The organism is Vibrio sp. KUL80 (assembly GCF_059725495.1).
On the sequence record NZ_AP045842.1, the window covers coordinates 820,974 to 847,603 of the forward strand.

The 26,630-nt window shown below is 45.1% G+C and carries 21 protein-coding genes and 5 pseudogenes; 12 read left to right on the top strand and 14 right to left on the bottom strand.

The features are described 5' to 3' along the window. Nucleotides 1-37 precede the first annotated feature (37 nt). Nucleotides 38-1,063 (top strand): porin, encoded by a 1,026-nt coding sequence (locus AC6I8U_RS20325; RefSeq protein ID WP_498019496.1) that lies wholly within the window; start codon nt 38-40, stop codon nt 1,061-1,063. 26 nt (nt 1,064-1,089) lie between these two features. Then, nucleotides 1,090-1,548, top strand: a complete 459-nt coding sequence (locus AC6I8U_RS20330; protein ID WP_498019497.1) for a DoxX family protein — start codon at nt 1,090-1,092, stop codon at nt 1,546-1,548. Nucleotides 1,549-1,627: 79 nt separating this feature from the next. Here the strand turns inward: AC6I8U_RS20330 and AC6I8U_RS20335 are convergent, their stop codons facing one another. The 6 genes and pseudogenes from AC6I8U_RS20335 to AC6I8U_RS20360 all read right to left on the bottom strand — a co-directional run bounded on the left by AC6I8U_RS20335 (nt 1,628) and on the right by AC6I8U_RS20360 (nt 11,397). After that, entirely contained in the window at nt 1,628-3,121 is a 1,494-nt protein-coding gene (locus AC6I8U_RS20335) for a polysaccharide lyase family 7 protein (RefSeq protein WP_498019610.1), read from the bottom strand. Nucleotides 3,122-3,187: 66 nt separating this feature from the next. Beyond that, a pseudogene (locus AC6I8U_RS20340) lies at nt 3,188-3,589 on the bottom strand (discoidin domain-containing protein); the annotation flags it as partial. A 340-nt stretch (nt 3,590-3,929) separates the two neighbouring features. Then, a complete protein-coding gene (locus tag AC6I8U_RS20345) occupies nt 3,930-5,066 on the bottom strand; it encodes an AI-2E family transporter (RefSeq protein WP_498019498.1) in 1,137 nt (378 codons plus the stop codon). Nucleotides 5,067-5,288: 222 nt separating this feature from the next. Further along, nucleotides 5,289-7,046, bottom strand: coding sequence for a sodium:solute symporter family transporter (locus tag AC6I8U_RS20350; RefSeq protein ID WP_498019499.1), 1,758 nt, complete (start codon nt 7,044-7,046; stop codon nt 5,289-5,291). Between the two features lie 61 nt (nt 7,047-7,107). Then, nucleotides 7,108-9,258: a heparinase II/III domain-containing protein gene (locus AC6I8U_RS20355; protein ID WP_498019500.1), complete on the bottom strand. Its 2,151-nt coding sequence runs from the start codon at nt 9,256-9,258 to the stop codon at nt 7,108-7,110. Then, nucleotides 9,259-11,397: a heparinase II/III domain-containing protein gene (locus tag AC6I8U_RS20360; RefSeq protein WP_498019501.1), complete on the bottom strand. Its 2,139-nt coding sequence runs from the start codon at nt 11,395-11,397 to the stop codon at nt 9,259-9,261. Between the two features lie 308 nt (nt 11,398-11,705). On the opposite strand from AC6I8U_RS20360, the gene AC6I8U_RS20365 reads away from it, so the two are divergent. From AC6I8U_RS20365 to AC6I8U_RS20385, 5 genes and pseudogenes are all read left to right on the top strand, one after another. Beyond that, a complete protein-coding gene (locus AC6I8U_RS20365) occupies nt 11,706-12,041 on the top strand; it encodes a cupin domain-containing protein (protein ID WP_042474713.1) in 336 nt (111 codons plus the stop codon). Nucleotides 12,042-12,066: 25 nt separating this feature from the next. Beyond that, nucleotides 12,067-12,996: a 2-dehydro-3-deoxygluconokinase gene (gene kdgK, locus AC6I8U_RS20370; protein ID WP_498019502.1), complete on the top strand. Its 930-nt coding sequence runs from the start codon at nt 12,067-12,069 to the stop codon at nt 12,994-12,996. 13 nt (nt 12,997-13,009) lie between these two features. Further along, complete coding sequence (locus AC6I8U_RS20375; RefSeq protein ID WP_498019503.1) at nt 13,010-13,633, top strand: bifunctional 4-hydroxy-2-oxoglutarate aldolase/2-dehydro-3-deoxy-phosphogluconate aldolase; 624 nt, start codon at nt 13,010-13,012, stop codon at nt 13,631-13,633. 323 nt (nt 13,634-13,956) lie between these two features. Next, the gene (locus AC6I8U_RS20380) at nt 13,957-15,711 is read left to right on the top strand and encodes a sodium:solute symporter family transporter (protein ID WP_498019504.1); all 1,755 of its coding nucleotides are present in this window, start codon (nt 13,957-13,959) and stop codon (nt 15,709-15,711) included. 459 nt (nt 15,712-16,170) lie between these two features. Beyond that, nucleotides 16,171-16,252: pseudogene (locus AC6I8U_RS20385) on the top strand (winged helix-turn-helix domain-containing protein); the annotation flags it as partial. 234 nt (nt 16,253-16,486) lie between these two features. Here AC6I8U_RS20385 and AC6I8U_RS20390 read toward each other — a convergent pair. Then, a pseudogene (locus AC6I8U_RS20390) lies at nt 16,487-17,502 on the bottom strand (IS110 family RNA-guided transposase). Nucleotides 17,503-17,575: 73 nt separating this feature from the next. Here AC6I8U_RS20390 and AC6I8U_RS20395 point away from each other — a divergent pair. Then, a pseudogene (locus tag AC6I8U_RS20395) lies at nt 17,576-18,190 on the top strand (transposase); the annotation flags it as partial. Nucleotides 18,191-18,694: 504 nt separating this feature from the next. Here the strand turns inward: AC6I8U_RS20395 and AC6I8U_RS20400 are convergent. The 4 genes from AC6I8U_RS20400 to kduD are packed head-to-tail and all read right to left on the bottom strand — an operon-like array spanning nt 18,695 to nt 20,994. Next, a complete protein-coding gene (locus AC6I8U_RS20400; RefSeq protein WP_498019505.1) occupies nt 18,695-19,330 on the bottom strand; it encodes an RpiB/LacA/LacB family sugar-phosphate isomerase in 636 nt (211 codons plus the stop codon). Between the two features lie 41 nt (nt 19,331-19,371). Next, nucleotides 19,372-19,692, bottom strand: a complete 321-nt coding sequence (locus tag AC6I8U_RS20405) for a cupin domain-containing protein (protein WP_498019506.1) — start codon at nt 19,690-19,692, stop codon at nt 19,372-19,374. Nucleotides 19,693-19,701: 9 nt separating this feature from the next. After that, nucleotides 19,702-20,217 (bottom strand): YgjV family protein, encoded by a 516-nt coding sequence (locus AC6I8U_RS20410; RefSeq protein WP_498019507.1) that lies wholly within the window; start codon nt 20,215-20,217, stop codon nt 19,702-19,704. A 15-nt stretch (nt 20,218-20,232) separates the two neighbouring features. Next, a complete protein-coding gene (gene kduD / locus AC6I8U_RS20415) occupies nt 20,233-20,994 on the bottom strand; it encodes a 2-dehydro-3-deoxy-D-gluconate 5-dehydrogenase KduD (RefSeq protein ID WP_498019508.1) in 762 nt (253 codons plus the stop codon). 256 nt (nt 20,995-21,250) lie between these two features. On the opposite strand from kduD, the gene kdgR reads away from it, so the two are divergent. The 3 genes from kdgR (at nt 21,251) to AC6I8U_RS20430 (ending at nt 24,710) form a co-directional block, all read left to right on the top strand. Then, the gene (gene kdgR, locus AC6I8U_RS20420; protein ID WP_498019509.1) at nt 21,251-22,033 is read left to right on the top strand and encodes a DNA-binding transcriptional regulator KdgR; all 783 of its coding nucleotides are present in this window, start codon (nt 21,251-21,253) and stop codon (nt 22,031-22,033) included. A gap of 87 nt (nt 22,034-22,120) precedes the next feature. After that, nucleotides 22,121-23,989 (top strand): DUF294 nucleotidyltransferase-like domain-containing protein, encoded by a 1,869-nt coding sequence (locus tag AC6I8U_RS20425; protein WP_498019510.1) that lies wholly within the window; start codon nt 22,121-22,123, stop codon nt 23,987-23,989. A gap of 1 nt (nt 23,990) precedes the next feature. Beyond that, the gene (locus AC6I8U_RS20430) at nt 23,991-24,710 is read left to right on the top strand and encodes an exonuclease domain-containing protein (protein ID WP_498019511.1); all 720 of its coding nucleotides are present in this window, start codon (nt 23,991-23,993) and stop codon (nt 24,708-24,710) included. A 74-nt stretch (nt 24,711-24,784) separates the two neighbouring features. Here AC6I8U_RS20430 and AC6I8U_RS20435 read toward each other — a convergent pair whose 3' ends face one another. Beyond that, a complete protein-coding gene (locus tag AC6I8U_RS20435) occupies nt 24,785-25,453 on the bottom strand; it encodes an oligogalacturonate-specific porin KdgM family protein (RefSeq protein ID WP_498019512.1) in 669 nt (222 codons plus the stop codon). Nucleotides 25,454-25,555: 102 nt separating this feature from the next. After that, complete coding sequence (locus AC6I8U_RS20440) at nt 25,556-26,131, bottom strand: hypothetical protein (protein WP_498019681.1); 576 nt, start codon at nt 26,129-26,131, stop codon at nt 25,556-25,558. Here AC6I8U_RS20440 and AC6I8U_RS20445 point away from each other — a divergent pair. Continuing rightward, nucleotides 26,018-26,251: pseudogene (locus AC6I8U_RS20445) on the top strand (group II intron reverse transcriptase/maturase); the annotation flags it as partial. The gene AC6I8U_RS20440 and the pseudogene AC6I8U_RS20445 sit on opposite strands and share 114 nt — an antisense overlap. On the opposite strand, the gene AC6I8U_RS20450 reads toward AC6I8U_RS20445, so the two are convergent. Continuing rightward, entirely contained in the window at nt 26,187-26,600 is a 414-nt protein-coding gene (locus AC6I8U_RS20450) for a hypothetical protein (protein ID WP_498019513.1), read from the bottom strand. The pseudogene AC6I8U_RS20445 and the gene AC6I8U_RS20450 sit on opposite strands and share 65 nt — an antisense overlap. Nucleotides 26,601-26,630: the final 30 nt, after the last annotated feature.

Here is a 26,630-nt window from a genome sequence, read left to right on the forward strand (position 1 = left end):
ATGAACCTTTTTTTTGGTCAAATCTTCAAAAGGTAAAATGATGAAAAAGACTCTTGCAGTGGCTATGTTGCTACCTGCGAGCCAACTTTGTGCGCTCGAAATTCAGGATTATGTCTCGCTTAACGGCTTGGTTGGTGCCTACCAAACCAATGGAGGGCCACTCGTCGAAGGCTCAAAAGAGGGAAACCCCATAGAAGCTAAGGTGCGCGCAAATCTGACGGCAAACGTTCCTATTACGGAGGATTGGAGCGTCTTTGGCAGAATGGAGTACGATCTTAACTTCTTAGATTTGAAAGAAGGAACAGAGATAAAGAACGGCAAGCTTCGTAAACGCTATGAGTACGTAGGCGTCGAACACAGTTACCTAGGTACACTTTGGTTTGGTAAGGATTGGGGAGCGAACTACTCTCACCTCCCAATTTTGAAGATGGCCTACTTAGGCTTTCAGGACGTTGCAGCGGCTCAGGCAACATGGCGAAACAGCGATACGCTTCTCTATAAAAACAGCTACGACAAATGGACCTTTGTTGCTTCGACACAGCTCTCGGAATCAGAGCAAAGCTTTGATTACAGTGATGATGCTTTCACAACGGATGGTTCAGCATTCACCATCACCTATGGTGCTTCACCCTTCTTTGGTGACGGATTTGGAATCGGTTACTCCTATCACAACGCTGGTTTATATGGCTCAGGTGGACAGCTATACAAAGACAAAGGCGATGCAACGCATAACGTCGGCATGAGCTACCGTCAAGGTCAGTGGTATATCGGCGCCACATTAACGCGCTCTGATCTAAATGAACACGGTAAAGCATCCAATCTTAATGATTACACCTATGACGTAGTGGGTGAATACACCTTTAACAGCAAGCTTAAATTCATCCTTCATCACGCTCAAGTCTACGGAAACTGGGGTGCAGAAAACGAACGCTTCGTTGGCTACGGCATTCATTACTACGTAACACCGAAATTGCTTGCCCTCTCAGAAGGACGCTTCTCTAACGGCGGAGACAGCGGCACGATTGGCGATACTCACGTCATTGGCCTCGAATATTTTTACTAACTCATCTGCAAAAAAAGGAAACTAGAATGCTTAATCAGATCGTTCCGAGACTCATTGCTACGTCTGAAAATGGAAAGCTAGAGTTGATACTAAGAGTTATGGTGGGATTCATCATGACCTATCATGGATTCGGTAAAGTGCTAAACCCAGCAGGTCTAGTGCCATTTCTGGAGGCTAACGCCGTCCCTTTCCCATTATTAGGTGCCTATTTAGCAGCTTATACTGAGTTCCTAGGAGGCCTGGCCCTAATGTTTGGTTTGGCAACTCGACTGGCTTCATTAGGTCTGCTGGTTTGTATGAGTGTCGCCATATATACACTAGGGGGTATCTCTGCGGGTCTTAACTCACTTCATGGTGGACTAGAGTATCAGTGGACGCTTTTCTCTGTATTCTTGTACTTCACCTTGGCAGGTGCTGGTAAATGCTCTCTAGACGCAATCATCGAGAACAAATTTATCTCAAATAATCGACTCGCTTTTCGATAAGCACCCGTTCTTTTATCTCGTCAATAAAAAGCCAGCGACACGTGCGCTGGCTTTCATGATTTTTCAGTTCGCTTAGCTATTAGTTCGCTGCAAACTTACTGTGTGACTTCTTCAACTGATAGAAGGTCGCTTGAACATAATCATCAGGGTCACCCGTGATATTTTGGTTGTAAACACCTGCTTTGAAGTACATGTATTTGCCGCCGACGTCATAGCCACTCTCACTCATGTCAACCACCTGAACCACGTCTGGCTTGCCGTCTCGCATCAGCGTGACCGTCATTTCGTTGCCGACAACCGCAATTCGGTAGCTGAACACTTCACCAAGCGCGATACCGTCACCGTCTTTTGGTACACCTGTCATGTCACCGACAAGGTTGTAGTACTTGTCAGTGCCTTTAATGGTGTTTTCATGAGCGAAGTAGACCGTACCTTTATCTTGGTTTGGAAGTTTGCGATAGTAGAGACGAATAGGCTCATCATCCTTGTCGTGGATTTGACCAATAATAAAGCGACCCACTTCGTTGAGTTCACCGGTTGTCGTGGTGTGGTCTATCTTCAGTGTCGCTTCAAGAACACCATCAACACCACCTGCGGCCTTTTGGTCCTCAATTGGTGCCGAGCTAAATACCCAGTTGTTCTTATTCACACCTTTGGTATCAACACTCTTATCACCTTGACGGAGCATCTCGCGCATCTCTGTACGAGCGAACTTAGTGTTCTTCGATGTACGTGCACCTTTAATGTAGGTCTTGAATACAAGACCACCATCATCAGCCGTGTAAAAAAGTTCTGGGTGCTCATAGCCGTTAGCAAGATCCCACTCATAAACATTATCTGGTTTGCCGTTTTTATCGTGGTCAAACGGCATAGATATATACCAAGATGTTAGGTCAAAGTTCTCACCAGGCTTATTGCCCGCTTTTGGAGTGTCTGGCAGCACAGGTTGTTGTAACGGTACATCCCACTTACAGCTTGTTGCACACGGCAACGCGACAACGGCACCAAAGTTACCCTTGCGAAGATCTTTTCGCTTGTCATCCACTTTTGCAGTCGCTTTTTTCTTCGCTTCTGCGGCTTTTTCTGCTGCAATCACCTCTTCGGTGATGATGTGATTGGTAGGACATGAGTTAATGGCACAGTTCAACGCGGCAAACTCAGTCACACTGTTCCAGCTACTCTTTGAATTACCTTTACCCACGTATCGAACATAACGCGCTTCTACCGGGTCGAAAGAAAAACGCTCATAACCGTTGACCGCACCAGAGCTTGCGCCTCCCTCTAAGGCTTTGGTCCACGTCTTGCCATCGACACTCACTTCAATATCAAACAGCGTTGAGCGAGCATTACCTTTGTGGAACGCCAGACGAACCGCATCAAACGTGTTAACGCTGCCGTAATCGTAGGTGACATTTTCACCGGCACCATTAGCGGACCAACGGGTCTTCAAATCATTATCAAACATGCGCTCAGGGCCATTGCCATCGTGGCTAGTCGCCTCAATAAGCACAGGTTTTAGAATGTCGGCTCGTGGCAGTTCTTGGTCTGAACAAAAGTCCGTTTTACAGTTCACACCGACAAACTCAGTCACACTGTTCCAAGCACTGCTACTGTTACCTTTGCCGACGTAGCGAATGTATCTTGCCGTTGTTTCTGGAAAATCAAAGCGCTCTAGGTTGAGCGATTTGCCTGTGCTTTCGCCATCCGTCACTGCCTTGGTCCACGTTGACCCATCTAGGCTGGTTTCGATATCAAACTTGGTCGTGCGCTTATCGCCTTTGTGGAATGACAGTTTCACCGCATCAAATGTTACATTCTGACCATAGTCGAATGTCATCGACTCACCGACACCATTAGCGGACCAACGTGTTTTCGTGTTTCCATCAAGCACCATTTCCGGAGCATTTCCGTCATGGCTTGATGCCACCACTGAAACAGGGGCGGGTGTATTGATTGTCGTTGAATTCGCTGCGAATGCACTCCCGGTCATTGCAAGGACGATAGATGAAGCTAGTAGGGATTTGAGATAGTTTTTCTTCATGGTTCCATCACTTATGAGTTGTTCAACCACCCATAAAGCAAGATGTACTACCTAAGCTCTTGCTTACACAGGCTTACCTTTTGACATATTTATAATCTCATAATCTTGTATTACAAAATAAGCAGAAAAAACCTCAAATGAGAGAGTCGTCGGATAATTGTGGTCTTTTGTGATGGCGGTTAGGTTTTAGGCAGGATAAGAAATGGCTCTCCCTATAGAGAGAGAGCCCCTAGATTACTTGGTGTAGCGCTTCATAGGCTTGTGGCTTACTGTTGAGACGCTAAAAGTTGAAAACCCGCCTTTAGCGAGCTAAAGGCGGGCGGATACATGTCAAAGACTATCAGCTAGTAGCAGAAGTCTCTTTGTCTTCGAGTTGAGCCTTTTCTTTAGGTTTACCCTTATCGTTCTCGGCTTCTACCCATTTCATAAACACCTGATAACCCGCAGTAAGGAAAGCGGCGCCAATAAACATCCCTAAGATACCACCTGACATCATGCCCCCTATCGCGCCAATGAGCACCACTGGCATTGGGACGCTTAATCCCCTACCCAGCACCATAGGCTTGAGGATGTTATCGACCAGGCTCGCAGCAATAATCAATACTGAAAAAATCGCATTGTGAACCGTCGAGCCATCGGTGTTCGACCAAAGCATTGCAACGGCAACAATCGCGATGATGGTGACGGGAAGCTGAGTAATGGCAAATACCAGAGCGACAACAGTAAGTAGCGCAGCAGCAGGTACACCCGCTAACGCAATGACGGCACCAAATATGGTTGCGGTAAGGAACGCAATCCCAATAACACCAACGGCCACCTGCCTGATGGTTGCGGTTGTTAAGTTGTGTAACTCTGGGCCTTTCTCGTCGTCTGCAAAGCTAGTGAAGATGCGGCGCATTGCCTTGGTCCCGTCTTCGGCCCAAGCGAGCATAATGCCTGCGATTATGACCGCGCCAATCAGTAAGAAGACACTGCTGGCGGCACCACTCGCTTTATCAACAAACCACGCCGAAGCATTCTTAAGCTGAGGTTGGCGCTTATCAACAAAGGTCGGGAGATCTCGCTCTGCTTCGCTCCACGCTAGGTAAGTATCCTCACCAATCAAAGGCCACTCTTTGACCTTTTGAGGCGGAGGGGGGACATGTAGCTCACCATCTTGATAATGCTGGTAAGTTTGCAGGGTTTTGACTGCCAGCGAGTTACCCACCAGAGCAACAGGTGTACCAAGAACCAGTACACCAACCAAGGCGATAACTGTTGAACTGCGTTTCGATGTCCAGTTGAACTTCCTTTCAAAGAACTTTCTTACTGGGAACAGAGCAATGGCTAATACCAACGCCCACAAAAGAATCGGTAAGAATGGAGCAAATGCCCACCAACACATGATCACAATAAACACTATGGTTGAAAACCGAATCAAAGACGCGGTAAACGCTTCTGATAGGTTTTTTTTGAGGTTGTCCTTTTCGTTACTCACTGGAGACTCCATTTCTAGTGAAAGCATTAATGGTAAGCCAAGTTCTCTTCAACACTTTACTTTTCCGACCCAAAATCTTGGCTAACGTGTTGATCCCATTAAGCTATATTATGAAAGTTTAGCTAACTTCAACTATAGTTCACCAAAGTGGGCTAGCAAGAAGATAGACAAAATAAAAGCCAGCAACTGTGCTGGCTTTTATGACGTTATTTGAGTCGGGGTTTAATTGGCGGATAGCTCACAAGGCTCGTCCCCTCCTTTTCGGGTACGGTATAAGTGTGTACCAGCGAGCAGTATTAGCGCACCAATCACAACGAAGATACTGGCCCCATGCAAAGAGTCCGCAGTAATACTGACTAACATCACCAAGAAACCAAGCACCTGACACATGCGGCCAAGGTACGCACCTTGCCTATAATCAATCGGCGCCTCTTCCTCTTTGCTTATCGGTGTTGCCAGATTGGTTTTAAGTTGATTCAACTCACTCTTTCTCGATCCAACTGGATCACGATAGAACAGAGTGGTGAACATGAAGAATCCACCGGTAATAAAGATATGCGCTAACATGGTCGAGGCCACTTGCAGATCTACCGTTTCACGGTGGGTAAAGCTTGCCGCGTCAAACAACGGCAGCAACCAATTCACTTGAAACACGAACTGCATGAATGCCGAGACACATAAGCCAACCGCAATTGTCGCCCATCCAGACCAATCTGACGTCTTTAAAGTGACAAATGCGAGTAACGACGGAATTGAGATTGGCGTTTGTAGCAATGCGCCAAACAACATCATGATGTCGAAGAAACTGTACTCTTTGACCGACGCAAATAGCAAAGCAGCAAACACACACAGCACACCGTTGACTAACGTCGCGACTTTGCCAACTGTCAGTTGCTGGCTCTCGGATGCTTGAGGATTAATGACCGACTGATAAACATTACGCACAAAAATACCCGCGTTCCGGTTAAGTGCCGTGGTCATTGGCGCTATCGTCGCTGCAATCATTGCCGCAAGCACTAGACCCAGCATCCCAGTCGGGAGGTAGTGGTCGATGTAATAAACGTATGCCGCGTTATTAGCACTTTCCGCGAGTTTGGGATAATAGGCCATCAAATCCACATTCATCGCCGCAGTAACCCAAGGTGGAATGAACCACATCACAGGTCCAATGATAAACAGCACACCTGTCACAAACGCTGCTTTCTTAGCTTCTCGCTCATTAGTCGTCACCAAAAAGCGATAACATGACAGCGCGTTGCTGGTGTTCATCGTCTGCTTCATCATCATGATTACGCACCACAACCAGAAAATCTGCCAGTAACTGATGTCATGACCCATAAAGCTTTCCGTCGGATAGGCGTTAGCAAGTTCGATAGGACCGCCTATTTCAATCAGTGCAAACGCGCCAACGGTCATGGTAATCGCCACTAGCAAGATAAGCTGAATGACATTCGTTGCCGACACCGTCCAAGAACCACCGCTAACAGCAATAAAAGTCACAAGAACACCAACACCTATGATGGTGACCATCAAATCGATATTGAACACAGCTGATGCGAAGATCCCCAATCCATTGAGCCAAATCGCTCCAGACAATATGGTCAAAGGAAAAGAAATCCAGGTATACACTTGTTCTGAACTTCGACCGAAGCGAATCTTAATCACCTCCATCGCCGTTTCAACGCGCAGTTTGCGGTATCGCTCAGCAAAATACCAAGCGGCGACAAAGAATCCGAGTGCGTTGCCCCAGAAAATAAACAGTACAGTAAGACCATCTTCGTAGGCTTTGGCGGCTGCCCCTGTGAATGTCCAGGCAGAAAATTGAGTCATAAAAGCCGTTGCACCCGCCATCCACCACATCATGGCACCGCCGCCTCGAATAAAGCCTGAAGAGTCAGTGGTAAACCGTTTGAACGCCAGTGCAGCAAAAAGCACAAACGCGAAGTAGCCAACAATAATTACACCATCAAGTGTCTCCATGATTCTCCTTACTTACAAACGCAAAAAGCCGGGCAATGCCCGGCTTGAATTAAAAACTGTTTTATAGCTTAGCGAATGAGCCAGTAAAGCTGACTGTCTCTTCTCCTAGGCTAACCTCGTGAAGTGAGTCTTGCTCTGCTTCTACTCGGTTGCTGATAGCGAAGCGATACGCATTGCCGGAAGTCGTCTTCACTTCAATAATGGTGGCATCGTCGTTGTCCGCAAGCGTTGCTACTGTCTCAACCAAGCCACGTGCACCAACAGATGCTTCGAACTCTTCGTTGAAGTAACCGTGAGTTTCTAGCACAGATGCGAATACGTGGTTTTGACCAGACTGACGTAAGATCAGAGCCGGCTCGCTACGAAGGTTGAAATCTGGATCGTTCGCGCCAAGGCGTGCGAAGAACACTTTTGAACCTTCAACTGCACTTGTTACTAAGCTGTAGTAGCTGTTGCCATGTAGCCAAGACACAAGTGAGCTACCTTCAACATCGCCGCTACCTAGGTTCCATAGGTGCTGATAACCGAAGTTTTCACCCATTGGACGTAGCGTAGACTCTGCGTTGTATTCAAAATCGGTGCGAATGATCTGACCAGAGAAGTGTACCGGTAGGTCATAAGAGTGCTCTTTGTCTGCCTTGATACGGTAAACGTCGATAACCAATGGCTTTTCGAACTCTTCAATGTCAGCCAGTAGTACGGAACGCTGCATGTCAACGCCTTCGTAGTACTCACTGATTTTACCACTCATACCTTGCAGTTTTGCGTCATCCGCTTTAAAGAACTGCTTCGAGCCAAAGCGAGACTCAGCCGTTGCCGTGTCAAAGTTGTTTTGCGTTCTTTGATCAACCGTAACTGTGTTGTGAGCAACCGTCTGCTTACAGTAAGACTTGTTCTCAGGAATGTAGCGACCACCAAATTTAGGCTCTACGTTTACCCAACGACCGAAACCATAGTCGTGCAAGACTTCTTGGCCGCGGTTAAAGACGCTGAGGTGAAGGCCATCATAATGACCGTGGTCAAGAGCAGAGTGATACTGGTGATCAGAGCCGTGTTGACCAAACCATAGAAGAGCCATCGTATCATCGTCTTGAGCATCACGATGGCGGAGAATAGTAAGTCCACCTTTCTCACCTTTAGGACCGTCAGTTACGTATAAGCTACCCCAGTTAAACGGCTTGATTTCATCCGCAGCATCCACTGCATCAGACAGAGTTTTACCTGCCGATTGAACCCAAACATCTTGTTGGTGGTTTGCCATGCTAAGCAGCGTTTCGCTTTGCTCATAGCGGTGGTAGCACACGCTTGTCGCCATGATAACGCCTTCATCATTGATACTGATGGTTTTCGACGAATCGTTGAGTGCAGGTAGCGTTCCGTCCGGGAAGGCTGTAGAGAATACCGCGTAAGACGTTGTCTTGATCACTGAGTCGTTGAACTCATAGATACCGATCTCTGGCTGACGACGCTCAATCGCTTCTGCGAACAGGTAAATTGGACGCAATGAGAAGCGGTGATAGTAAGGACCTTCCATGTAGTAGCCATCTGGCGAGAACAGTTGGTCTAGCTGCGCTAGGAAACCGCCGCTTACTTTGTCTAGCTTCAGACCGTACAGTGCTTTATCAACAGATTCTTGATCGTTGATTGCATAGCCACAAATACCCACAGCAGCTACTGCCCACAGACCGTGGTTGTGCACGATGTCGAAGTCATGACCGTAAGTCACAACGAATAGATCGATCATCTGTTTGAATAGGTCTGTTTCGATGTGTTGCTTTTGCTCATCTGAAAGCGTGTGGAACACACAGCTGTATGCGCATGATGCGTAAAGCATCCACATATTTTCGTTCAGCGTTTGGTGGAAAATCTTACCCGGTGGGTTAGTATCACGGCTAACGTTACTTTCCAGTGTTGGATAAACGTTCGCGTACGCTGTTAGCATCTCAACGATGTAGTCGCGGTACTTAGTTTCCTCAGTGATAAGGAACAAACGACCTGCTAAATCGATGTGGATGTAGTTTTGCTTGTGACGGTTATGCTCGTAACCGCCGCCTTCACCGTGGCCAGGGACTTCAATGCCCACTTCAGCCATGTAGTCATTCACTTGAGCAATATCACGCGCTAGTTTCTTACCTAGCAAGGTTTCCTTACCTAGATCTTTGCGCAGCTCCGCTGCTTCCTCAAAGTTCAATAGTAGTGGTTGATAGCTCATTTATAGTGTCTCCTGCTCAATCGCGAAACAGCCAACCCAAGAGTAGGTTTTGCCTGCGATATCAGCATTGTTGGTTGTATCTTTAGTAACTTGTGGGTTGTTGCTCACCATTAGCGTAAAGCGAGAGGTTTCCGTCTCAATCTCTACCACTGACGCCTGCGCGTTGTGACCAACAACTTGAATATTTTTAACGCTGCCACGGGCACTGACAGATTGCTCAAACTCTTCGTTGAAGTAACCGTGTGTCTCAAGTACCGATGCAAATAACGTGTCTTCACCCTTAGTGCGAAGGATAAAGCTTTGCTCACTACGTAGGTTAAAGCTTGGGTCATTAGCGCCTGTGCGAGTGAAGATAACCTCGCCATTGTCATTCGAGCTGGTGCCTAGCCAAGTATAGTAGCTGTCTTCTTGTAGCCAGCTAACTAACGCCGTCTCGTTTGCTTCACCTTGTGCCACATTCCAAAGATGACGATAGCCAAGCTCTTCGCTCAATACATTAAGCTCTTTATGTGCCTGGTATTCAAAATTGGTGCGGATCACCTGACCATCAAACTGATGCGAATAATCGTACTGGTGCTCGCCTTCGCCTGTTAGGCGGAATAGATCGATGAGTAATGGCGCTTCAAGATCGTCATGTTTGAACATGAACACGCTGCGCTGCTGCTGAACACCATCGTAGTGCTCATTAGCAAAAGCACTCATACCAACGATCTGCTCGTTGTCCTCTGCAAAGAAGTGTGGCAGACCGTGTACGCTGTCAGCACGCTCTACGTCAAAGTAGTTCTGGCACGTTTCGTCAACCGTCACTGCATTGTGAGCAATCGTCTGACGAGCGTAGGTTTTGTTCTCGTCTAGGTAGCGTCCACCGAACTTAGGTTCAACGTTAACCCAGCGGCCAAAGCCGTATTCACGAAGCACTTCTTTACCTCGGTTGAAGTAAGAAATACCCAGCGTATCAAAGTTGCCATGTCCCATACCGTGCTGACCATAGTTCATCACTAGCTGGAATACGTCTTTGTTTTTGTCCTGCACGCGCATAAAGCCTTGCGCACCGCGGTCACCATTTGGTCCTTCGTTGAGCTCAACGCTTGGCCAGAATGGAAGACCCACATCCGTCGCTTTTTCAAACGCTTGTGATAGCTCCAGACCACAGCCGTGAACCCACACAGAGTCTTGGATCTTCGCCATACCAAGTAGGTTATCGTTGATACCATAGTGCTTCGCGTACTGACTTACTGCGACCTGTACACCCGCATCATTGATGCTCATAGTGCGAGATGCATCGTTAAGTGCTGGGAACTGACCATTTGGGTACGCCGTTGCTAGCATGGCTTCAACCGTATTACCAATCACACCATCTTTGTAATTGAAAATGTCGAGCTCTGGCATATGACGATGAAGAACCTCAGCAAAAACACACAGTGGACGAATCGCATAGCGGTGGTAATAAGGACCTTCAATATAGTAACCCGACGGAGCAAACAATTGAGTAATTTGCGCCAGGAAACCACCTGTGCCGTTGTTCTCAAGACCAAACACGGATTTCTCTAGGAACTCACGACGGTTAACCGCTAAGCCACAAATACCAACGGCCGCTACTGCCCAAACACCGTGGTTATGAATACGATCGAAATCGTGGCCGTATTTCACCGTAAACATGTCCAGCATTGGGTTAAACAGACGGTCAACCACGTTTTGGCGCTCTTCTTCACTCATGGTTGCAGCAACACATGAGTATGCAAGGCTAGTAAACATTAGCCACACGTGTTCGTTTAGAATTTGGTGGAACAGACGCCCTGTTGGGTTCGTGTTCTTTTGAACATGAAAATCGAAGGTGAGATATAGGTCTGCGTACATTGCCAGTAAATCACGCACAAACTTAGCGTAACGATCATCACCCGTAATAAGGAACATACGACCCGCAAGGTTCATGTAGGTATAGTTTTGCTTGTGGCGGCTGTGCTCGTAACCACCCGCTTCACCGTGACCAGGTACTTCGAGAGGAAGCTTCATGAATGCTTCAACATCTTTGATGCTTTTTGCAATCGCTTTACCCATTAGAGTATCGCGGCCAACTTCTTTCTTCAGTTGTTCAATTTCGCTATCACTTAGCAAAATGGGTTGCACTAACGTAGACATTTTCACCCTCAATCTAAAAATTCCGTATTGTTTACACTATAAAGTAATACAATATGCCTTTTGATTACATTGAAAAGTGGAAGAAAACGGACTTTAGTCACATTTAATCGTTATGTCTTTGTAGAAAAGCTACTATTCAAGCCCATTTGCTGCTAAATTACCAACAACTAAAACGATGTTTCAAAAAAACAAACTCGATCAAGATCACAATAGCTTAAGCTTATTGTATTACAAATCTCTTGGTTTGGTTATGATGTCGTCATCAAAGTATGTAAAAGTAGACAGTCACATCGTCTAGGAGCCAGTTAGTGCACAAGTTTTTCTCTGCTGATGAACACCCGTGGGAACAGGTAAGTCAAGGCATCAAACGCAAGGTAGTGGGTTTTACAGACGACCTAATGGCCGCACATCTTTGTTATGACAAAGGTGCAAGTGGCGTTATTCACAGGCATGAGATCCATGATCAGATTGTCTATGTTGTCAGTGGTCGTTTTGAAGCCATTGTGGATGGTGAACGACGTGAGCTCAAAGCAGGTGATGCTTTTATGGTTAAGAAACTGCTCGACCATGGCACTAAGGCACTGGAACAAGACAGCGTTCTACTCGATATATTTTCTCCTTCACGTGAAGACTTACTCAGTTAATCACACAAAAGTTGGATAGCAATCTATGAACCAATTCAAAATCGCAATCATCGGCGAATGCATGGTAGAGCTGCAGCGCAAAGATGAACTACTAAAGCAAAGCTTTGGTGGTGACACATTAAACACAGCTCTATACCTGTCTCGTCTGACTCAAGGTCGTGACATTCAGGTGAGCTATGTTACTGCTCTGGGCAACGACCCATTCTCGGCTGAAATGATCAACGCATGGTCAGAAGAAGGCATCGATACCTCTCTTATTCCACGTCTGAATGACAAGATGCCAGGCTTGTACCACATCGAAACGGATGAAACTGGTGAGCGCACATTCTTCTACTGGCGTAGTGATGCTGCGGCAAAATTTGTTTTTGACCAGAACGATAGCGCGACACTTATTGAATCACTGCTTGAGTACGATGCGGTTTACCTAAGCGGTATCACTCTAGCTATCTTGACTGAAAACGGTCGCGAAAAGCTATTTAGCTTCCTTGAACAATTCAAGGCGAAAGGCGGTAAAGTGTTCTTCGATAACAACTATCGTCCAAAACTGTGGTCTGACCGTCTAACGGCAGTAAAAACTTACAAAGCTATGTTAGGCTTCACCGATACTGCTCTTCTGACGTTTGAAGACGAGCAAGAGCTATTCGGTGATATGTACGTTGAACAGTGCATCGAACGTACAAGCCAAGCTGGCGTAGCTGAAATCGCAATCAAGCGTGGCGCAAAAGAGTGCCTAGTGATTGCAAACGACAGTGCAAATTATGTTGCGCCGAAGCCAGTAGACAATGTTATTGATACAACGGCTGCTGGTGATTCATTCAGCGCAGGTTACCTTGCTAAACGCCTAACTGGCGGTGATGCGCTTGCATCTGCAGCAATGGGACACAAAGTCGCGGGTACAGTTATTCAACACCGCGGTGCTATTATTCCAAAAAACGCAACTCCAACTCTTGATTAGTAGGACAAATAACATGACGACATTAAACGAACAGCTAGCAAGCTTAAAAGTAATCCCAGTAATTGCGATCAACAAAGTTGAAGACGCAATTCCACTAGGTAAAGCGTTGGTAGACAACGGCATGCCTTGTGCTGAAATTACTTTCCGTACAGAGTGTGCAGTAGAAGCTATCGCTGTAATGCGTAAAGAATTTCCAGAAATGCTAATCGGTGCTGGTACAGTACTAACTAACGAGCAAGTTGACCAAGCGATCGACGCTGGTGTTGACTTCATCGTAAGCCCAGGCTTCAACCCACGCACAGTACAATACTGCCTAGACAAAGGCGTAGCTATCGTACCTGGCGTAAACAACCCAAGTCTTGTAGAGCAAGCGATGGAAATGGGTCTACGTACACTTAAGTTCTTCCCAGCAGAGCCGTCAGGCGGCGTAAACATGCTGAAAGCACTGACAGCGGTATACCCTGTTAAATTCATGCCTACTGGCGGTGTAAGCCTTAAGAACGTTGATGACTACCTGTCAATCAAATCTGTTCTAGCGTGTGGTGGTACTTGGATGGTACCAACTAACCTAATCGACGAAGGTCGTTGGGAAGAGCTAGGTCAGCTAGTTAAAGACGCAGTAGCGCACGTTAACTAATCGAACTGTCCTCTCATTTATCGGGAACAAAGCGAGCCTCTGGGCTCGCTTTTTTGTCCCACAAATAAGGTAATAATCAGCTCACATACGATGCAAATCATTACATTCTCAATTGACCCTTCCTATCAACCTCCAATCCTTATCACTGCTTGATGCACACTTAACTATCTGTTTATTAAAATATTTAATTTGTGACAAAATATGTTCTACAAATAACATCAAACAAAGATGCGTGCCTCATCACACTTTAGGCGTATTGTATTACAAAAATACAAGGAAATTATTTACTATAATCGACAGTATGAATGATATAAGGCTGAAACATGACTATTGATACTCTTGTAGTACTCGCCTACTTCTTCTTCCTAATCGCAATCGGTTGGATGTTCCGTAAGTTCACGACATCGACAAGTGATTACTTTAGAGGGGGCGGTAAAATGTTGTGGTGGATGGTGGGTGCTACCGCCTTCATGACACAATTTTCAGCATGGACGTTTACAGGTGCCGCAGGACGCGCGTTCAGCGACGGTTTCGTCGTTGTAATCCTATTCTTAGCCAATGCGTTTGGCTACTTCTTGAACTACATCTATTTCGCACCCAAGTTCCGCCAGTTGCGCGTAGTTACCGCAATTGAAGCGATTCGCCAACGCTTCGGTAGAAGTTCAGAGCAGTTCTATACTTGGGCAGGTATGCCAGATAGTTTGATTTCCGCAGGTGTCGCGTTAAACGGTATCGCAATTTTCGTTTCAGCGGTTTTCAACATTCCAATGGAAGTGACTATCATATTCACTGGTATTGTACTTGTTCTTATGTCAGTAACTGGTGGGTCTTGGGCCGTTATCGCTTCTGATTTCATGCAAATGTTAGTTATCATGGCCGTAACCATTACTTGTGCAGTTGCCGCTTACTTCCACGGTGGTGGCGTAACTAACATTGTTACAAACTTTACAGGTGATTTCTGGGTTGGTAATAATCTCAATTATATGAGTATTTTCATTCTTTGGATTGTCTTCATTCTTATTAAGCAATTCGGCGTAATGAACAACAGTATCAACGCTTATCGTTACCTTTGTGCCAAAGACAGTGATAATGCACGCAAGGCAGCAGGACTAGCAACCGTTCTAGCTATCGTGGGTCCACTTATTTGGTTCCTACCGTCGTGGTACGTTTCGGCATTCATGCCAGATTTTGCTAACGATTATAGTGTTGGGGTAGACGCAGCTTACCTAGCGTTCGTAGAAAGTGTCATGCCAGCAGGTATGATTGGTCTGCTAATGTCAGCGATGTTTGCTGCAACCATGTCGTCTATGGACTCAGGTCTAAACCGTAACGCGGGTATTTTTGTTGTTAACTTCTACAGCCCGTTTGTACGTCCTAACGCTTCGCAAAAAGAGTTGGTTATTGTGAGTAAAGCAATGACCGTATTAATGGGCTTGGTCATCATTGGACTCGGCTTATACATCAACTCATTACGTCATCTAAGCTTATTTGATATCGTATTGAATATTGGTGCATTGATTGGCTTCCCAATGTTAATTCCAATTTTGTTGGGTATGTGGATCCGTAAAACTCCAGATTGGTCTGGTTGGGCAACACTCGTTGTAGGTGGTTTCGTTTCTTACATCTTTGGTATTTCAATACAAGCTGAGGATATCGAAAACTGGTTCAATTTAGACCAAGCTCTCACTAGCCGTGAATGGGCCGACTTGAAAGTTGCTCTAAGCTTGATGGCGCACGTTGTCTTTACCGGTGGTTTCTTCTTAGCAACGACACTGGTTTACAAAGGTCGTACACCAGAACGTGAGGCGGAAGTTGAGAAACTATTCGAGAACTGGAACACACCTGTTGTGGCTGAGTCTCAAGAACAGCAAAACCTAGATACAAAACAGCGTTCTATGCTTGGCAAACTCATCTGTACTGCAGGTTTAGGTGTCCTAGCAATGGCTCTGATTCCGAATGACATCGCTGGTCGCGCCCTGTTCTTACTGTGTGGTTCGATTGTACTGTCAGTCGGCGTGTTACTGGTCAATGCTTCTAGGTCTGGCAACAAGCAAACGCAAACGCAAACAGCTAGCTAAACAAGACAAGACAAGCCTCAAACGCCTCACTGTAAAGTGGGGCGTTTTTTTTCTTGAAAGGAAAGCTAATTTCTACGCTGAAGTGAGATTGTAAAACATCTCTCTCCAATCTCAATTCGTTTGTTGGTTATTGCCCTAGCACAAGGTAACAAGTGTAATCGATGATAGAAGCGCAGACTTCATAGATCCATTTAAAATGGGTACCGATAGGTAGTGTTATCCACTCAAACCAACGACAATCGCTACCGGACTCTATGTGTGTATATGGTTCTACAACACAAGCCAAGTGATCATTGAACATGCTTGAGTTTCTGTAAAAACAGGATCATGCTACGCAACCATGAAAGTGACGCTATCTCCACAAAAAATAACAACTCGAACGGATGCACGATTCCGCTCGTGAAAATCGATTGTGCGACCGTATCAAACCGTTGCCTATGCAGAAGCAGAATTGGTATTCGCTATAGAGTCTCGGGTATGAATAAATGGTTACATCACAATAGATTTTCATACAAGAACCCAGGGTATGCCTCATAAGTTCTGTCCCAATATATGGTACGTCCCGTTATTGCAAGTAGATAACCAGATAACGAGCTGATTTGCGCTAATATATTCAGAGTCTTAATTGAGACCTAAAGGCTCAGCTCTACGATGAGGTTCGCGCCAGATTGTCCTCGCAAAACGATAAGCATACTAAGTTGCTGTTTGGGGCAACAGGTTTTCAATCTGGTGGTCTAACCGTTTTGTCATCTTTTTTATCCATTGCAAATTTGAATTAAGCTCTGATTGAAAAGGGTTTATTCGTTGTCATTACAGACCATGCTATCCTAGCAAGCTTGTTTGCTAACGCGACGACAGCAACATTGAAAGGCTTCCTTTGTTTAAGGTCCATAAGCCAGCTACCGAAGTACTTTTCCGCAGATTTATCTCTCCATAAAATTGAACGAGCTGCGTGAATGAACAAAGTCCTTAACTCTCGGTTCCCACGCTTTGAAATGCCCAGCATTGTGGTCTTGCCGCCTGTAGAATATTGAATAGGCACTAGACCAATCCAAGCTGCGAAATTTCTACCATTTTGAAGTCCGTTGGGTTAGCGATGGATGATAGGCATGCACTTGCTATCACTGGGCCGACTCCAGGTATAGTTTGTAGCTGTTCCATTTGTGGATCTTCTGCAAGTAATTTTTCGACCTTAACTTGTTGGTTTTCAACCTTATGATCCAAAACCTTATAATGCTCGAGCAACTCACTTAGCTCGAAGATTATTTGAGGTGGTACATAGTGGCCCTCATCTGCAAGCCACTGAAACAGCTTTTTCATCGCAGCATGACCTTTAGGTAAACTGACTCCAAACTCGAGTAATATAGAACCAATTCGATTCATGCACGCTGTCCGTTCTCTGATATAGCCGTTTCTAAGCTTTCTTAATGTTGAAATGATCTGAGCCGATTCGGTTTTATGGCTCGTGAATCGCATTGAAGGTCTCGATGCTGCCTATGCGATAGCACACGCATCAATAAAATCGTTCTTGTTAGTTTTTACGTAAGGCTTAACGTATTGAGGAGGAATGAGTCTCGCAATATGCCCTAACGACTCACATTTTCTAGCAAGCCAATGTGCGCCGCAGCATGATTCCATCGCAATGATTGAAGACTCTCTACAAGATAAAAATTCGAGTAACTTCTTGCGTGATAACTTCTTTCTGAAAAGTTCATTGCCACTTTTGTCGTGAGCGGCGATGTGGAATGTATTTTTACCTAGGTCAATACCAATGATATGAGCTGTTGACATGGGACACCTTCCTTTGAGCGCTAAACATTGGTTAAGTTTAGCTGTGAAGAGGGACGTACCATCTCATTAAATGCAGCAAGCCTTTGTCGAGTAATACAATAACGTTCTTAAGCCGAGCGAAGCCCTAATATTGTTTATGGATGCCGTCCATCCAACTCAGTCGACAAAACTCAGCGATGGCTGGATTCGAATGGTCAGGACAAACTCATCGAAACAACGGATAGCCGTACACGCCTGAATCTAATCGACGCTGTGCCACTGGAAGACATTGGCGCAGCAGTCTCTGAAACGTATGACACCATCAACAGAGAAAGCACTGTTCATTTTTCTGGAAACTAAAGAAAGATCACTACCCATTGGAGCAGAAAGTACACCTTGTCATAGAGGGCGGTACAGAATTGGTGAAGGACGCTGCGAAAGTACTCAATATCGACCTTCATTACTACCGCCCTATAGTTCGATAGAACCGCTCTGGAGAGTCATGAATGAATATGATCGGAAAAAGGTTTACTTCTCCTCTAAGAAAGCACTCATCACCACCATCAAAGAATTTTTCGATGTAGCATTACCAGAAATTGCAGGTTCGCAGACATCCCGAATTACGGATAGTTTTCAGCTACTCAACCCTGCATCTTCAAAGCGAACAGGTATAAGTAGACAAACGATATGGTTACTTCAATTTGAATAAAAGAGGTTATGAGATGTAGATGGAACTGTTGGAAGAGTAATCTGGCCAACATAGAGAGTTACCCATGTTACCGGTATCAAGTGTAGTTATGTCACTATCAGTACACTATGCTAGTCCATACACCTTGCTGGCCCCCCAACAATGAGCTATGACACAGATAAGCTCTCGCAACTCTGTGTTTTATCGACCTCTAGCTCAATCGATTCCAATTTATGTTCACAGTCATAACACATTGGGCTACTACTGATAAATGAGAGATAACGAAAGTAACTTCGATCACGTTTTTTTCCGCAACAAGTGCATCTTGCAAAGCCTTGAGTGGTCATACACCACCTCCGATAAGTTCAAATTTAGTATGAGTACCAATTTCTTCATGTTAGTGCTTTCACGATCTAACAAACACAAAGCAAAAAAAGCCAGTCGAGAAGACTGGCTATTAAATTCCCGATAAGGAATGAAGGACAAACACTGAAACCGAATGTCCTTTAGGCTACATAAAGAGCCTTAGTCAATCAGTGTGCGAACGTACTCTGCGATTTCAGGAACCTGGCAATGAGCGAAGAAACACTCTTGGAATTGGGTGCTGCCAACCGCTTGTTTAACCAACTCTTGGTCAATTGCTTTTAGTGACTCAACCACATCTTTACATACTGCAGCCTTAACATTGTTAAGAATGACTGCGTTTTGCGCCTGAGGAACAGCTCGCTCAGTTGGGTAACCTTCACCGCGTGCACCAGTAAAGGCTTTTTCGAAGATATAACGAACATTTAGCTCACCAGCCCAACCAAAGCCCTTAGCAAACGCCAATGAAATAGCGTTACCGTTGTTGATTTGGTTGAATAGGAACGCATCTGACGGTTCTAGACAGTAACCACAAACCACACCTGGGTGTAGGTTGCTTGCCATCAGTGCACCTTGACCAGTACCACAACCAGTAACAACGAAGTCTACAGCCTTTGAGTTAAGAAGGATGCTAGCCATAATACCGAGGTGAATATATGTCAATTGATGGTCTTGGTCGTCTTTCATACCCGTGTTGAATACATCGTGACCTAAATCACCAGCAACTTGGTTAAGCTCTGACAGTACCATCGCATTTTTCGCTGCCTGGCTGTTTTCCATCATTAGTGCAATTTTCATATTTTTTCTCCAGCGATTATACTCGCTAATAATTTGAATTTTTAAACAAAGTCTTTACGCATTGGTGTGAATGTATCAATGAGAACTCCCGCCTCAACACAAACACAGCCGTGTTCAATATTTGGTTCTTTATACATGGTGTCACCCGCCTTCACGATGTGCTTTTCATCACCGATCGTAAACTCGAACGCACCTGATAGTACGTAGGTAAGTTGCTCATGCGGATGCGAGTGCATCGCGCCCACGGCACCTTTTTCAAAATGGACTTCAACCGACATCATGTTGTCGTTGTGCGCCAAAACTTTGCGACTTACGCCATCGCCCAAATCTTCTAACTGAATATTTTTGTTAAATACGAACATGTTTAAAACCTAGTATGATTGTGTCTTGGTCGACGATTCTGTGTGCATTCGACATATGGTTGTAATATTCGTGGCGATCAGCGTCGCTTCGAGCAGCATCCCGCCGATAGAGCCCACTAAAATATTGTTTACCAACCAACACGCTGCCCCTATCAAAAAACCTACCCGCATCGCAATGCCTTTGAGAGCGAACATGCAATAGGTTCCTATTGCCGTGCCAATTATTGGCCACAGCTGTGACACGTCCTCGGCAAAATAAGCACCAAGAGCAGCAGCGAAACTTATAAACAACCAAGCCACTAACTTGGATTGTGTATGAATTGATGCAAAGGTTCTCAGTGCCGACAATAAAGCCGCAACGGCAGAGATAAGTGAACCAAGCAATAAATAGTGGAGAAGATGATTGATATTAAAGATCAGCATTAGGGTTTTGAGCTGTCTGTCATTTTTCTGGTAAAAGGTGGAGATTCCTAAACCAAAACTCAAAAAGCCCAATGCTTGTCCGACAGAAAATAGGTCAACCATCTTCTCGCAACCTAGTTAGCGAGACAGCCAGCCGCCATCAACCGCAATGGTGTAACCGTTAATGTAATCGGAAGCTTTTGATGCCAAGAATACACATGGTCCAGCCAAATCTTCTGGCGTGCCCCAGCGATCCGCTGGAATACGCTCTAGAATTTCTGCATTACGTTTTTCGTCCGCACGCAATGCAGCTGTGTTATTAGTCGCCATGTAACCAGGTGCAATGGCATTCACATTAATGCCTTCTTTTGCCCACTCGTTTGCCATTAAGCGAGTCACACCCATAACACCGCTTTTTGACGCTGTGTAAGATGGCACGCGGATACCGCCTTGGAATGAAAGCATAGATGCCACGTTGATGATCTTGCCGCCTTCACCTTGTGCGATAAACTGCTTAGCAACAGCCTGAGACATAAAGAACACAGACTTGATATTGATGTTCATCACGTCATCCCAGTCTTGCTCTGAAAAATCAATCGCATCGTTACGACGGATAATACCCGCGTTATTAACCAAAATATCGATTCTACCTAGCTCCGTCACCGCGCGGTCTACAATACCTGGGATATCATCTAGCTTCATAAGGTTGGCACGAATATCGACAAACTTGCGCCCTGTCTCTTCCATCATCGCGATGGTGTCTGTTGGTTCAACAATGTTCACGCCAACGATGTCACAACCCGCTTTAGCAAGTCCTAGTGCCATACCTTGACCAAGACCAGTATCACAACCCGTTACGATTGCTACTTTACCTTCAAGGTTGAATGAATCAAGAATCATAGTCTGTTCCTTTGTAGTGTTTGTGTGGTGAACAAAGGGGGATGCTCACTGTGTTAAAACAAACATACACAAAAAATGACACGTTCGAAAGTTATTTTTGAAATTGCGTTTCATTTTTTTATTCGTCTTTTGCATATTGTGATGGCCGTCTCACAATTTGGTTTCAAATTAATGAAATGGCTTTTTGAAATTACTGACGTAGGCATTCTGGTCAGGTATAATCCATAGCTATTGGAAACAAAAGCCAGAGCATGACATGGAAAAATCAACCCAACCAGAAGCAGTATCCTCCGTACTAAAAGTGTTCAACATTTTGTCTGCACTATCAGAGCAAAAAGAAATTGGCGTATCAGAGCTATCACAGCGTTTGATGATGTCTAAAGCAACGACATACCGTTTCTTGCAGACAATGAAAACTCTAGGTTACGTAGAGCAAGAGGGTGAGGCTGATAAATATGCTCTCACATTGAAGCTATTTGAACTTGGCTCTAAGGCGTTAGAACATGTTGATCTGATCGATTTAGCAAATACTGAAATGGCTAAGATTTGTCATGTCATCAATGAGACTTCTCACCTTGGTGCGATAGATGAAGAGTCGATAATCTACCTGCATAAGATTGACTCAAGTTATCACCTAAGAATGCATTCACGTGTTGGTCGTCGAAATCCCCTATATAGCACGGCAATCGGTAAGGTCTTGATGTCACATATGTCTGAAGACGAAGTACGTGATCTGCTGGCTAATATAGAGTTTATCAAACACACTGAACACACTCATGAGAATGTGGATCAGTTGCTTGAAGAGCTGAAACTGGTGCGAGAACAGCACTATGGTGAAGATAACGAAGAGCAAGAACCTGGTTTGCGTTGTATTGCCGTGCCGATCTATGATCGCTTTGGTGCGGCTATTGCCTCTATTTCAGTTTCTTTCCCAACGATTAGATTCGATGAAGAAAAGAAACAAGAATACATTGCCCTGCTGCATACCGCAGGCCGTAACGTTTCAGAACATCTGGGTTTCGATAACTACCCAGTTTAAACAACACCTTACCATTAAGCAGCATTCGTGCTGCTTTTTTTACCATCATAATAATTAGTGAAACAGCGTTTTGATTTAAGGATATCTATGGGCACTTCGGCTTCCAATAACGTTTATGATTTTCTCGTCCACCTCGATCCGTTTGATCTTCTACCAAACCCTGTGGTGGAGTTACTCGCAGGCGCAGTCACCGTCAAGTATCTGGCTAAAGGTGAAAGTATCGAGTTCCAAGCATTGTGTGAGAAGCGCTTTCTCTATGTGATTCGAAAAGGAGCCATCGAACAACGCACTCAACTTAACAAGCTCAGAGCCCGTCTAGGAGAAGAGGACCAATTCGGATTTACCTTTCTAGAGCCATTAAAGGATGCCGAAGATGGATATCGAGCTGAGGCCATTGAAGACTCTTTGCTGTACCTTATTCCTCACGCCATTATTCAAGAAACCTGCGAGCAGCATCCTGAGTTTAAGGACTACTTTGCTGCGACAGCTAAGACTCGCCTTCATTCTGCAATACGCTCGATCGTTAACAAAGAAGATAAGGGACTCTTTTTTCGCACAGTTGGTGAGGTGGCGAGTGAGAACATTACGGTGGTTAGAACAAGCGATTCAATAAAGTATGTCGCCAAAGCCATGTGCGGTAAAAAACGCAGCTCATGTGCGGTCGTGCTCGAGAACGAGGAAATCGTTGGACTGGTGACCGACCGAGATATGACACAGCACGTTGTTGCTGAAGGTGTTGATACCAGTCGTCCCATTAGTGATGTTATGACCACCAACCCTATTCTTATCAATAGTGAAGATAAAGTCATTCAAGCCATCTCGCTCATGCTGCAATACAATATCCGCTGTTTACCTGTGGTAGCTAACCATAGAGTTAAGGGCTTATTAACTACTACTCATCTCGTTCATAACCACAGAACCCAATCTTTGTTTCTTGTTGAAAAAATCAAGTATGCCGACTCCATTAGCGCGCTTGCCAATCTTCGCGACGAAAAAGAGACCATATTCCAAGCCCTAGTTGAGAGTGGAGTCAGTGCAGAAATTCACGGTCAGGTCATGTCAATGATTATGGACGCCTTCACAAGACGTATTATTCAGTTAACAGAAGAAGTGCTTGGCAAGCCACCGTGTGACTATGCGTGGATGGTAGCGGGCTCTCATGCTAGGAATGAAGTCCACATGCTGTCTGACCAAGACAATGCACTCGTCTTAGCTAAAGATGCCACAGAAGATGACCGATTCTATTTCTCTTACTTCGCCATGCGCGTATGCAATGGTTTAGCCGCTGTGGGTTATCCACTTTGCAGTGGTAAGTACATGGCAGCAACAGCAAAATGGAACCAAAATGTGGAGCGTTGGAAAGAGTACTACACCAAATGGGTGGCAAGTCCTGAATACAACAAGCTGCTAAGTATCAGTGTTTTTATGGAAATTCGCTCTGTTTATGGCAACGCCGATCTTGTCGAACAACTACAAAATCACCTACACAATACCATTCATGCTAACCCACGCTTTATCCCCGCGTTAACCCGAGATGCAATAGAAACCTCCCCGCCATTGGGTATCTTCAATAGTTTGGTGCTAGAGAAAACCGGTGACAATACAAAGTCACTTAATATTAAGAAATTCGCACTGAACCTAATCATCGATCTGGCACGCATATACAGCCTAGCTGCAGGGGGATCCCTTACGGGGACAGAGGAACGTTTTCGCTATGCGGTGGAAAAAGGTACGCTTTCCCAAGAGAGTTGCGACAACATTATTGGTGCTTACCGCTTCCTGACTCAGGTACGCTTTAAACATCAGCTAAACGCAATTCTCAGAGACGATACCCCTGATAATCACATCCGACCGGATGAGTTCAGTAGCTTTGAACGCAAACACCTCAAAGATGCATTCAAGATCATCAGTGAACTTCAGGATGTAGCCAAGCTTAAATTTACTAGTGGATTCTGACATGTTAGCGAAAACACTTAGACGTCTTTTCTCAGATGAAAATAGAACACAGGCGCTGCACTCAAAACTGGCCAATCAAAAATGGAATTCTGATTCTCTAACGCAATTTTTTGATCAGCCGCTTCCAGACCTTAAATCACCACTCAGCGACCTAGAGTTTGTTGCTATTGATTTTGAAACAACCGGGTTAGAGCCTAAGTCCGATCGTGTCCTCTCAATAGGCAGTGTAGAGCTCAACTACGAAGAAATTAATCTTGGTAGCATGAATGAGGTCTACTTACGTAATGAGAGCTATGTTCGCGCGGAAAGTGCGGTAGTGAATGGCATCATGCCGCAGCAAGTATTGCTTGAGGGTATCGACTCAAGCGATGCGTTTGATCAACTTCTCGAACGTATCTCCGGAAAAGTAATCATCGCTCACAGTGCTTGTATCGAGTTTGGCTTTATCCAAACCTTTCTGTCACAGCGTTACGGTCTATCAGATTTCCCCTGCTATATGGTGGATACATTGGCCCTTGAAAAACAATTTAGCTACCTTGGAAAGAACCGAGGTCACAGTAGCTTTCAGCTCGATGATTTACGTCAACACTACAATCTACCCCCGTATCAAGCGCATTCCGCTGCCAGTGACGCACTTGGATGTGCCGAGTTATTTTTGGTACAAGTCAAGCGGCTAAAGCTTTGCCACCGCCCACTTGCAGAAGTGCTTTGGCGACCATAATAAACTAAAAAAAGACCACTCTATGATTCCTTAGAGTGGTCTAAACAACGTCAACAAGTAGAACTATTCACAAATCAAAAGCTATAGGTAATACCGATACGACTTCTAAGTTGACGGTCGCTGGATGTGCTTGAAACGGAAACATTGGCAAACTCTACATAAGGTCTCCAGTTCCAATCTTCTCCTTTGTATCCAAGCTTGAATAAAGCGTCCCAGTTAGTGTCACCATTATTGAAGAACTTCTGGTCATCGTGACCTTTCTCGTAGTTACCTTCTAAACCAAACTGAAATCCGTTGTAGTTATAGTCAATATTGGCTGTCACTTTACTCTTTTGCTCTCCAGAACGGTCATCCGAGAACTGTCTGAACTCATGACGATAGCGAAGCTTAGTGACTAGCCCAGAATCGAATTTGTATTGAGCGCGTAGTTGAGGCTTATAGGTAACATGTCCTGGGAAGAAGGTAATTGGCATACCCGGAGTTAGAGTCCAATTATCGTCAATCTTATATTTATAACCAAAGTCGAATTCATTCCCTTTCGACTGCCATTCGGAAAAAGGTTTTCCTTTTTGCATGGCTTCTACGCCAAAATATACGTTACCAATACCCGATCCCACCCAAATAGGCTGCCAAGTTGCACCAGACTCCGGAGCGCCATTTGACCAACTGCGATGTTCAAACGGGACCTCAATTTGGTTGGCACGAATGAGATTATTGCGCTCCCAACCGCCATGAAGATTCATATCAACATTGAGTACATTATGCTCGACGACATTACCGGTCGCAGACCATTGTAGAGCTAGGTGGCGAATATTTAGGATATCGTTGTTGTGAATCCAACTATATTAGAGTTTCGAGCCTCTAATATAGCCGTTACCACCAGCACCTTTGTTCCATGAGCCGTCAATCTTGTTGTTCGAGATGGTAATATCTTTGGCGAACTCGGTAACGATAGGGTGAGAACCTATCATATCGATTTGAACGTTATCCACCCAACCATTGTTCGCCCATTTAAGGATGATTCCATGTATGGCATCTTGAGCACAGACATTCTCATATCGGTAGAGAACGCCATTAGGATTACTCTCTGACACCTGGTTGCGATTGTACCCCTCACAATGACTGCCCTGTGTATCCATTGTGAGGTAGAAATCTTGTAACCCAAAATTCTCTACTGCACTTACTGGCATCACACGGCTGTTATAACCATTTTCATTGTTGAGCGGGACATCAAACTCAAGCGGTCTATCCAGCGTCACGCTATTAGCGCCACTATTCACCAACGCAACTTTGAAGATTTGCGTGCCAAATATTTTCTCAACCGAAAAGGCCAATGGCAATTTCATGGTTGGCAGAAAATTATGAACATGGACTGTCACTTCAACTTGTTCCAAATCGCAAAAGTGCCAATAGAGCGACATGTGAAAATCCGAAACGCCGCGACTCCTTATGACCCCGATTACCAAGAATACTTGGCTAAGCGGAAATCAAAGAGACAAGCACGAAACTCTTGGGTTGAACCTGTTCCAACTGCTTTATGAGTTGCTGGGTATCAAACGATGCCTTAGCGGAGGCTTGAGCCGTATGCAGTGAAAGTTGCACGTAGGTTCTTAGAGGGACGGCACTTGGTAACAAGTGTCGTCTACTCGACAACACGATGACAGTATTCACCTCGCTAGAGGCACTGATATGGTTATCGATGATGGCTTGAAGTGCTTCTGAATCATCGATGCCATCGTTGGCAATCACACCATGATCGACAGCATAAATCGTATTCTGAAATTGCGTAGGAAGTGCTTTACCTTGTTCATAACCAGGTGAGGCTAATCCATAGGCACTATAGAGGGTAATTGGTAGCAGCAGTACTAGTTTGTTCACTTTCATTTTCACGTTGGTCTCCCTTCCGTGTTTATTGATATA

What these genes read in the sequence shown, in the direction of transcription:
- AC6I8U_RS20325 (WP_498019496.1), top strand. Translation starts at nt 38, where the DNA reads ATGATGAAAAAGACTCTTGCAGTGGCTATGTTGCTACCTGCGAGCCAA.
- AC6I8U_RS20360 (WP_498019501.1), bottom strand. Translation starts at nt 11,397, where the DNA reads ATGTCTACGTTAGTGCAACCCATTTTGCTAAGTGATAGCGAAATTGAA.
- AC6I8U_RS20355 (WP_498019500.1), bottom strand. Translation starts at nt 9,258, where the DNA reads ATGAGCTATCAACCACTACTATTGAACTTTGAGGAAGCAGCGGAGCTG.
- AC6I8U_RS20410 (WP_498019507.1), bottom strand. Translation starts at nt 20,217, where the DNA reads ATGGTTGACCTATTTTCTGTCGGACAAGCATTGGGCTTTTTGAGTTTT.
- AC6I8U_RS20440 (WP_498019681.1), bottom strand. Translation starts at nt 26,131, where the DNA reads ATGTCGCTCTATTGGCACTTTTGCGATTTGGAACAAGTTGAAGTGACA.
- AC6I8U_RS20430 (WP_498019511.1), top strand. Translation starts at nt 23,991, where the DNA reads ATGTTAGCGAAAACACTTAGACGTCTTTTCTCAGATGAAAATAGAACA.
- AC6I8U_RS20375 (WP_498019503.1), top strand. Translation starts at nt 13,010, where the DNA reads ATGACGACATTAAACGAACAGCTAGCAAGCTTAAAAGTAATCCCAGTA.
- AC6I8U_RS20330 (WP_498019497.1), top strand. Translation starts at nt 1,090, where the DNA reads ATGCTTAATCAGATCGTTCCGAGACTCATTGCTACGTCTGAAAATGGA.
- AC6I8U_RS20350 (WP_498019499.1), bottom strand. Translation starts at nt 7,046, where the DNA reads ATGGAGACACTTGATGGTGTAATTATTGTTGGCTACTTCGCGTTTGTG.
- AC6I8U_RS20435 (WP_498019512.1), bottom strand. Translation starts at nt 25,453, where the DNA reads ATGAATCTTCATGGCGGTTGGGAGCGCAATAATCTCATTCGTGCCAAC.
- AC6I8U_RS20425 (WP_498019510.1), top strand. Translation starts at nt 22,121, where the DNA reads ATGGGCACTTCGGCTTCCAATAACGTTTATGATTTTCTCGTCCACCTC.
- AC6I8U_RS20405 (WP_498019506.1), bottom strand. Translation starts at nt 19,692, where the DNA reads ATGTTCGTATTTAACAAAAATATTCAGTTAGAAGATTTGGGCGATGGC.
- AC6I8U_RS20400 (WP_498019505.1), bottom strand. Translation starts at nt 19,330, where the DNA reads ATGAAAATTGCACTAATGATGGAAAACAGCCAGGCAGCGAAAAATGCG.
- kdgR (WP_498019509.1), top strand. Translation starts at nt 21,251, where the DNA reads ATGGAAAAATCAACCCAACCAGAAGCAGTATCCTCCGTACTAAAAGTG.
- kdgK (WP_498019502.1), top strand. Translation starts at nt 12,067, where the DNA reads ATGAACCAATTCAAAATCGCAATCATCGGCGAATGCATGGTAGAGCTG.
- AC6I8U_RS20380 (WP_498019504.1), top strand. Translation starts at nt 13,957, where the DNA reads ATGACTATTGATACTCTTGTAGTACTCGCCTACTTCTTCTTCCTAATC.
- kduD (WP_498019508.1), bottom strand. Translation starts at nt 20,994, where the DNA reads ATGATTCTTGATTCATTCAACCTTGAAGGTAAAGTAGCAATCGTAACG.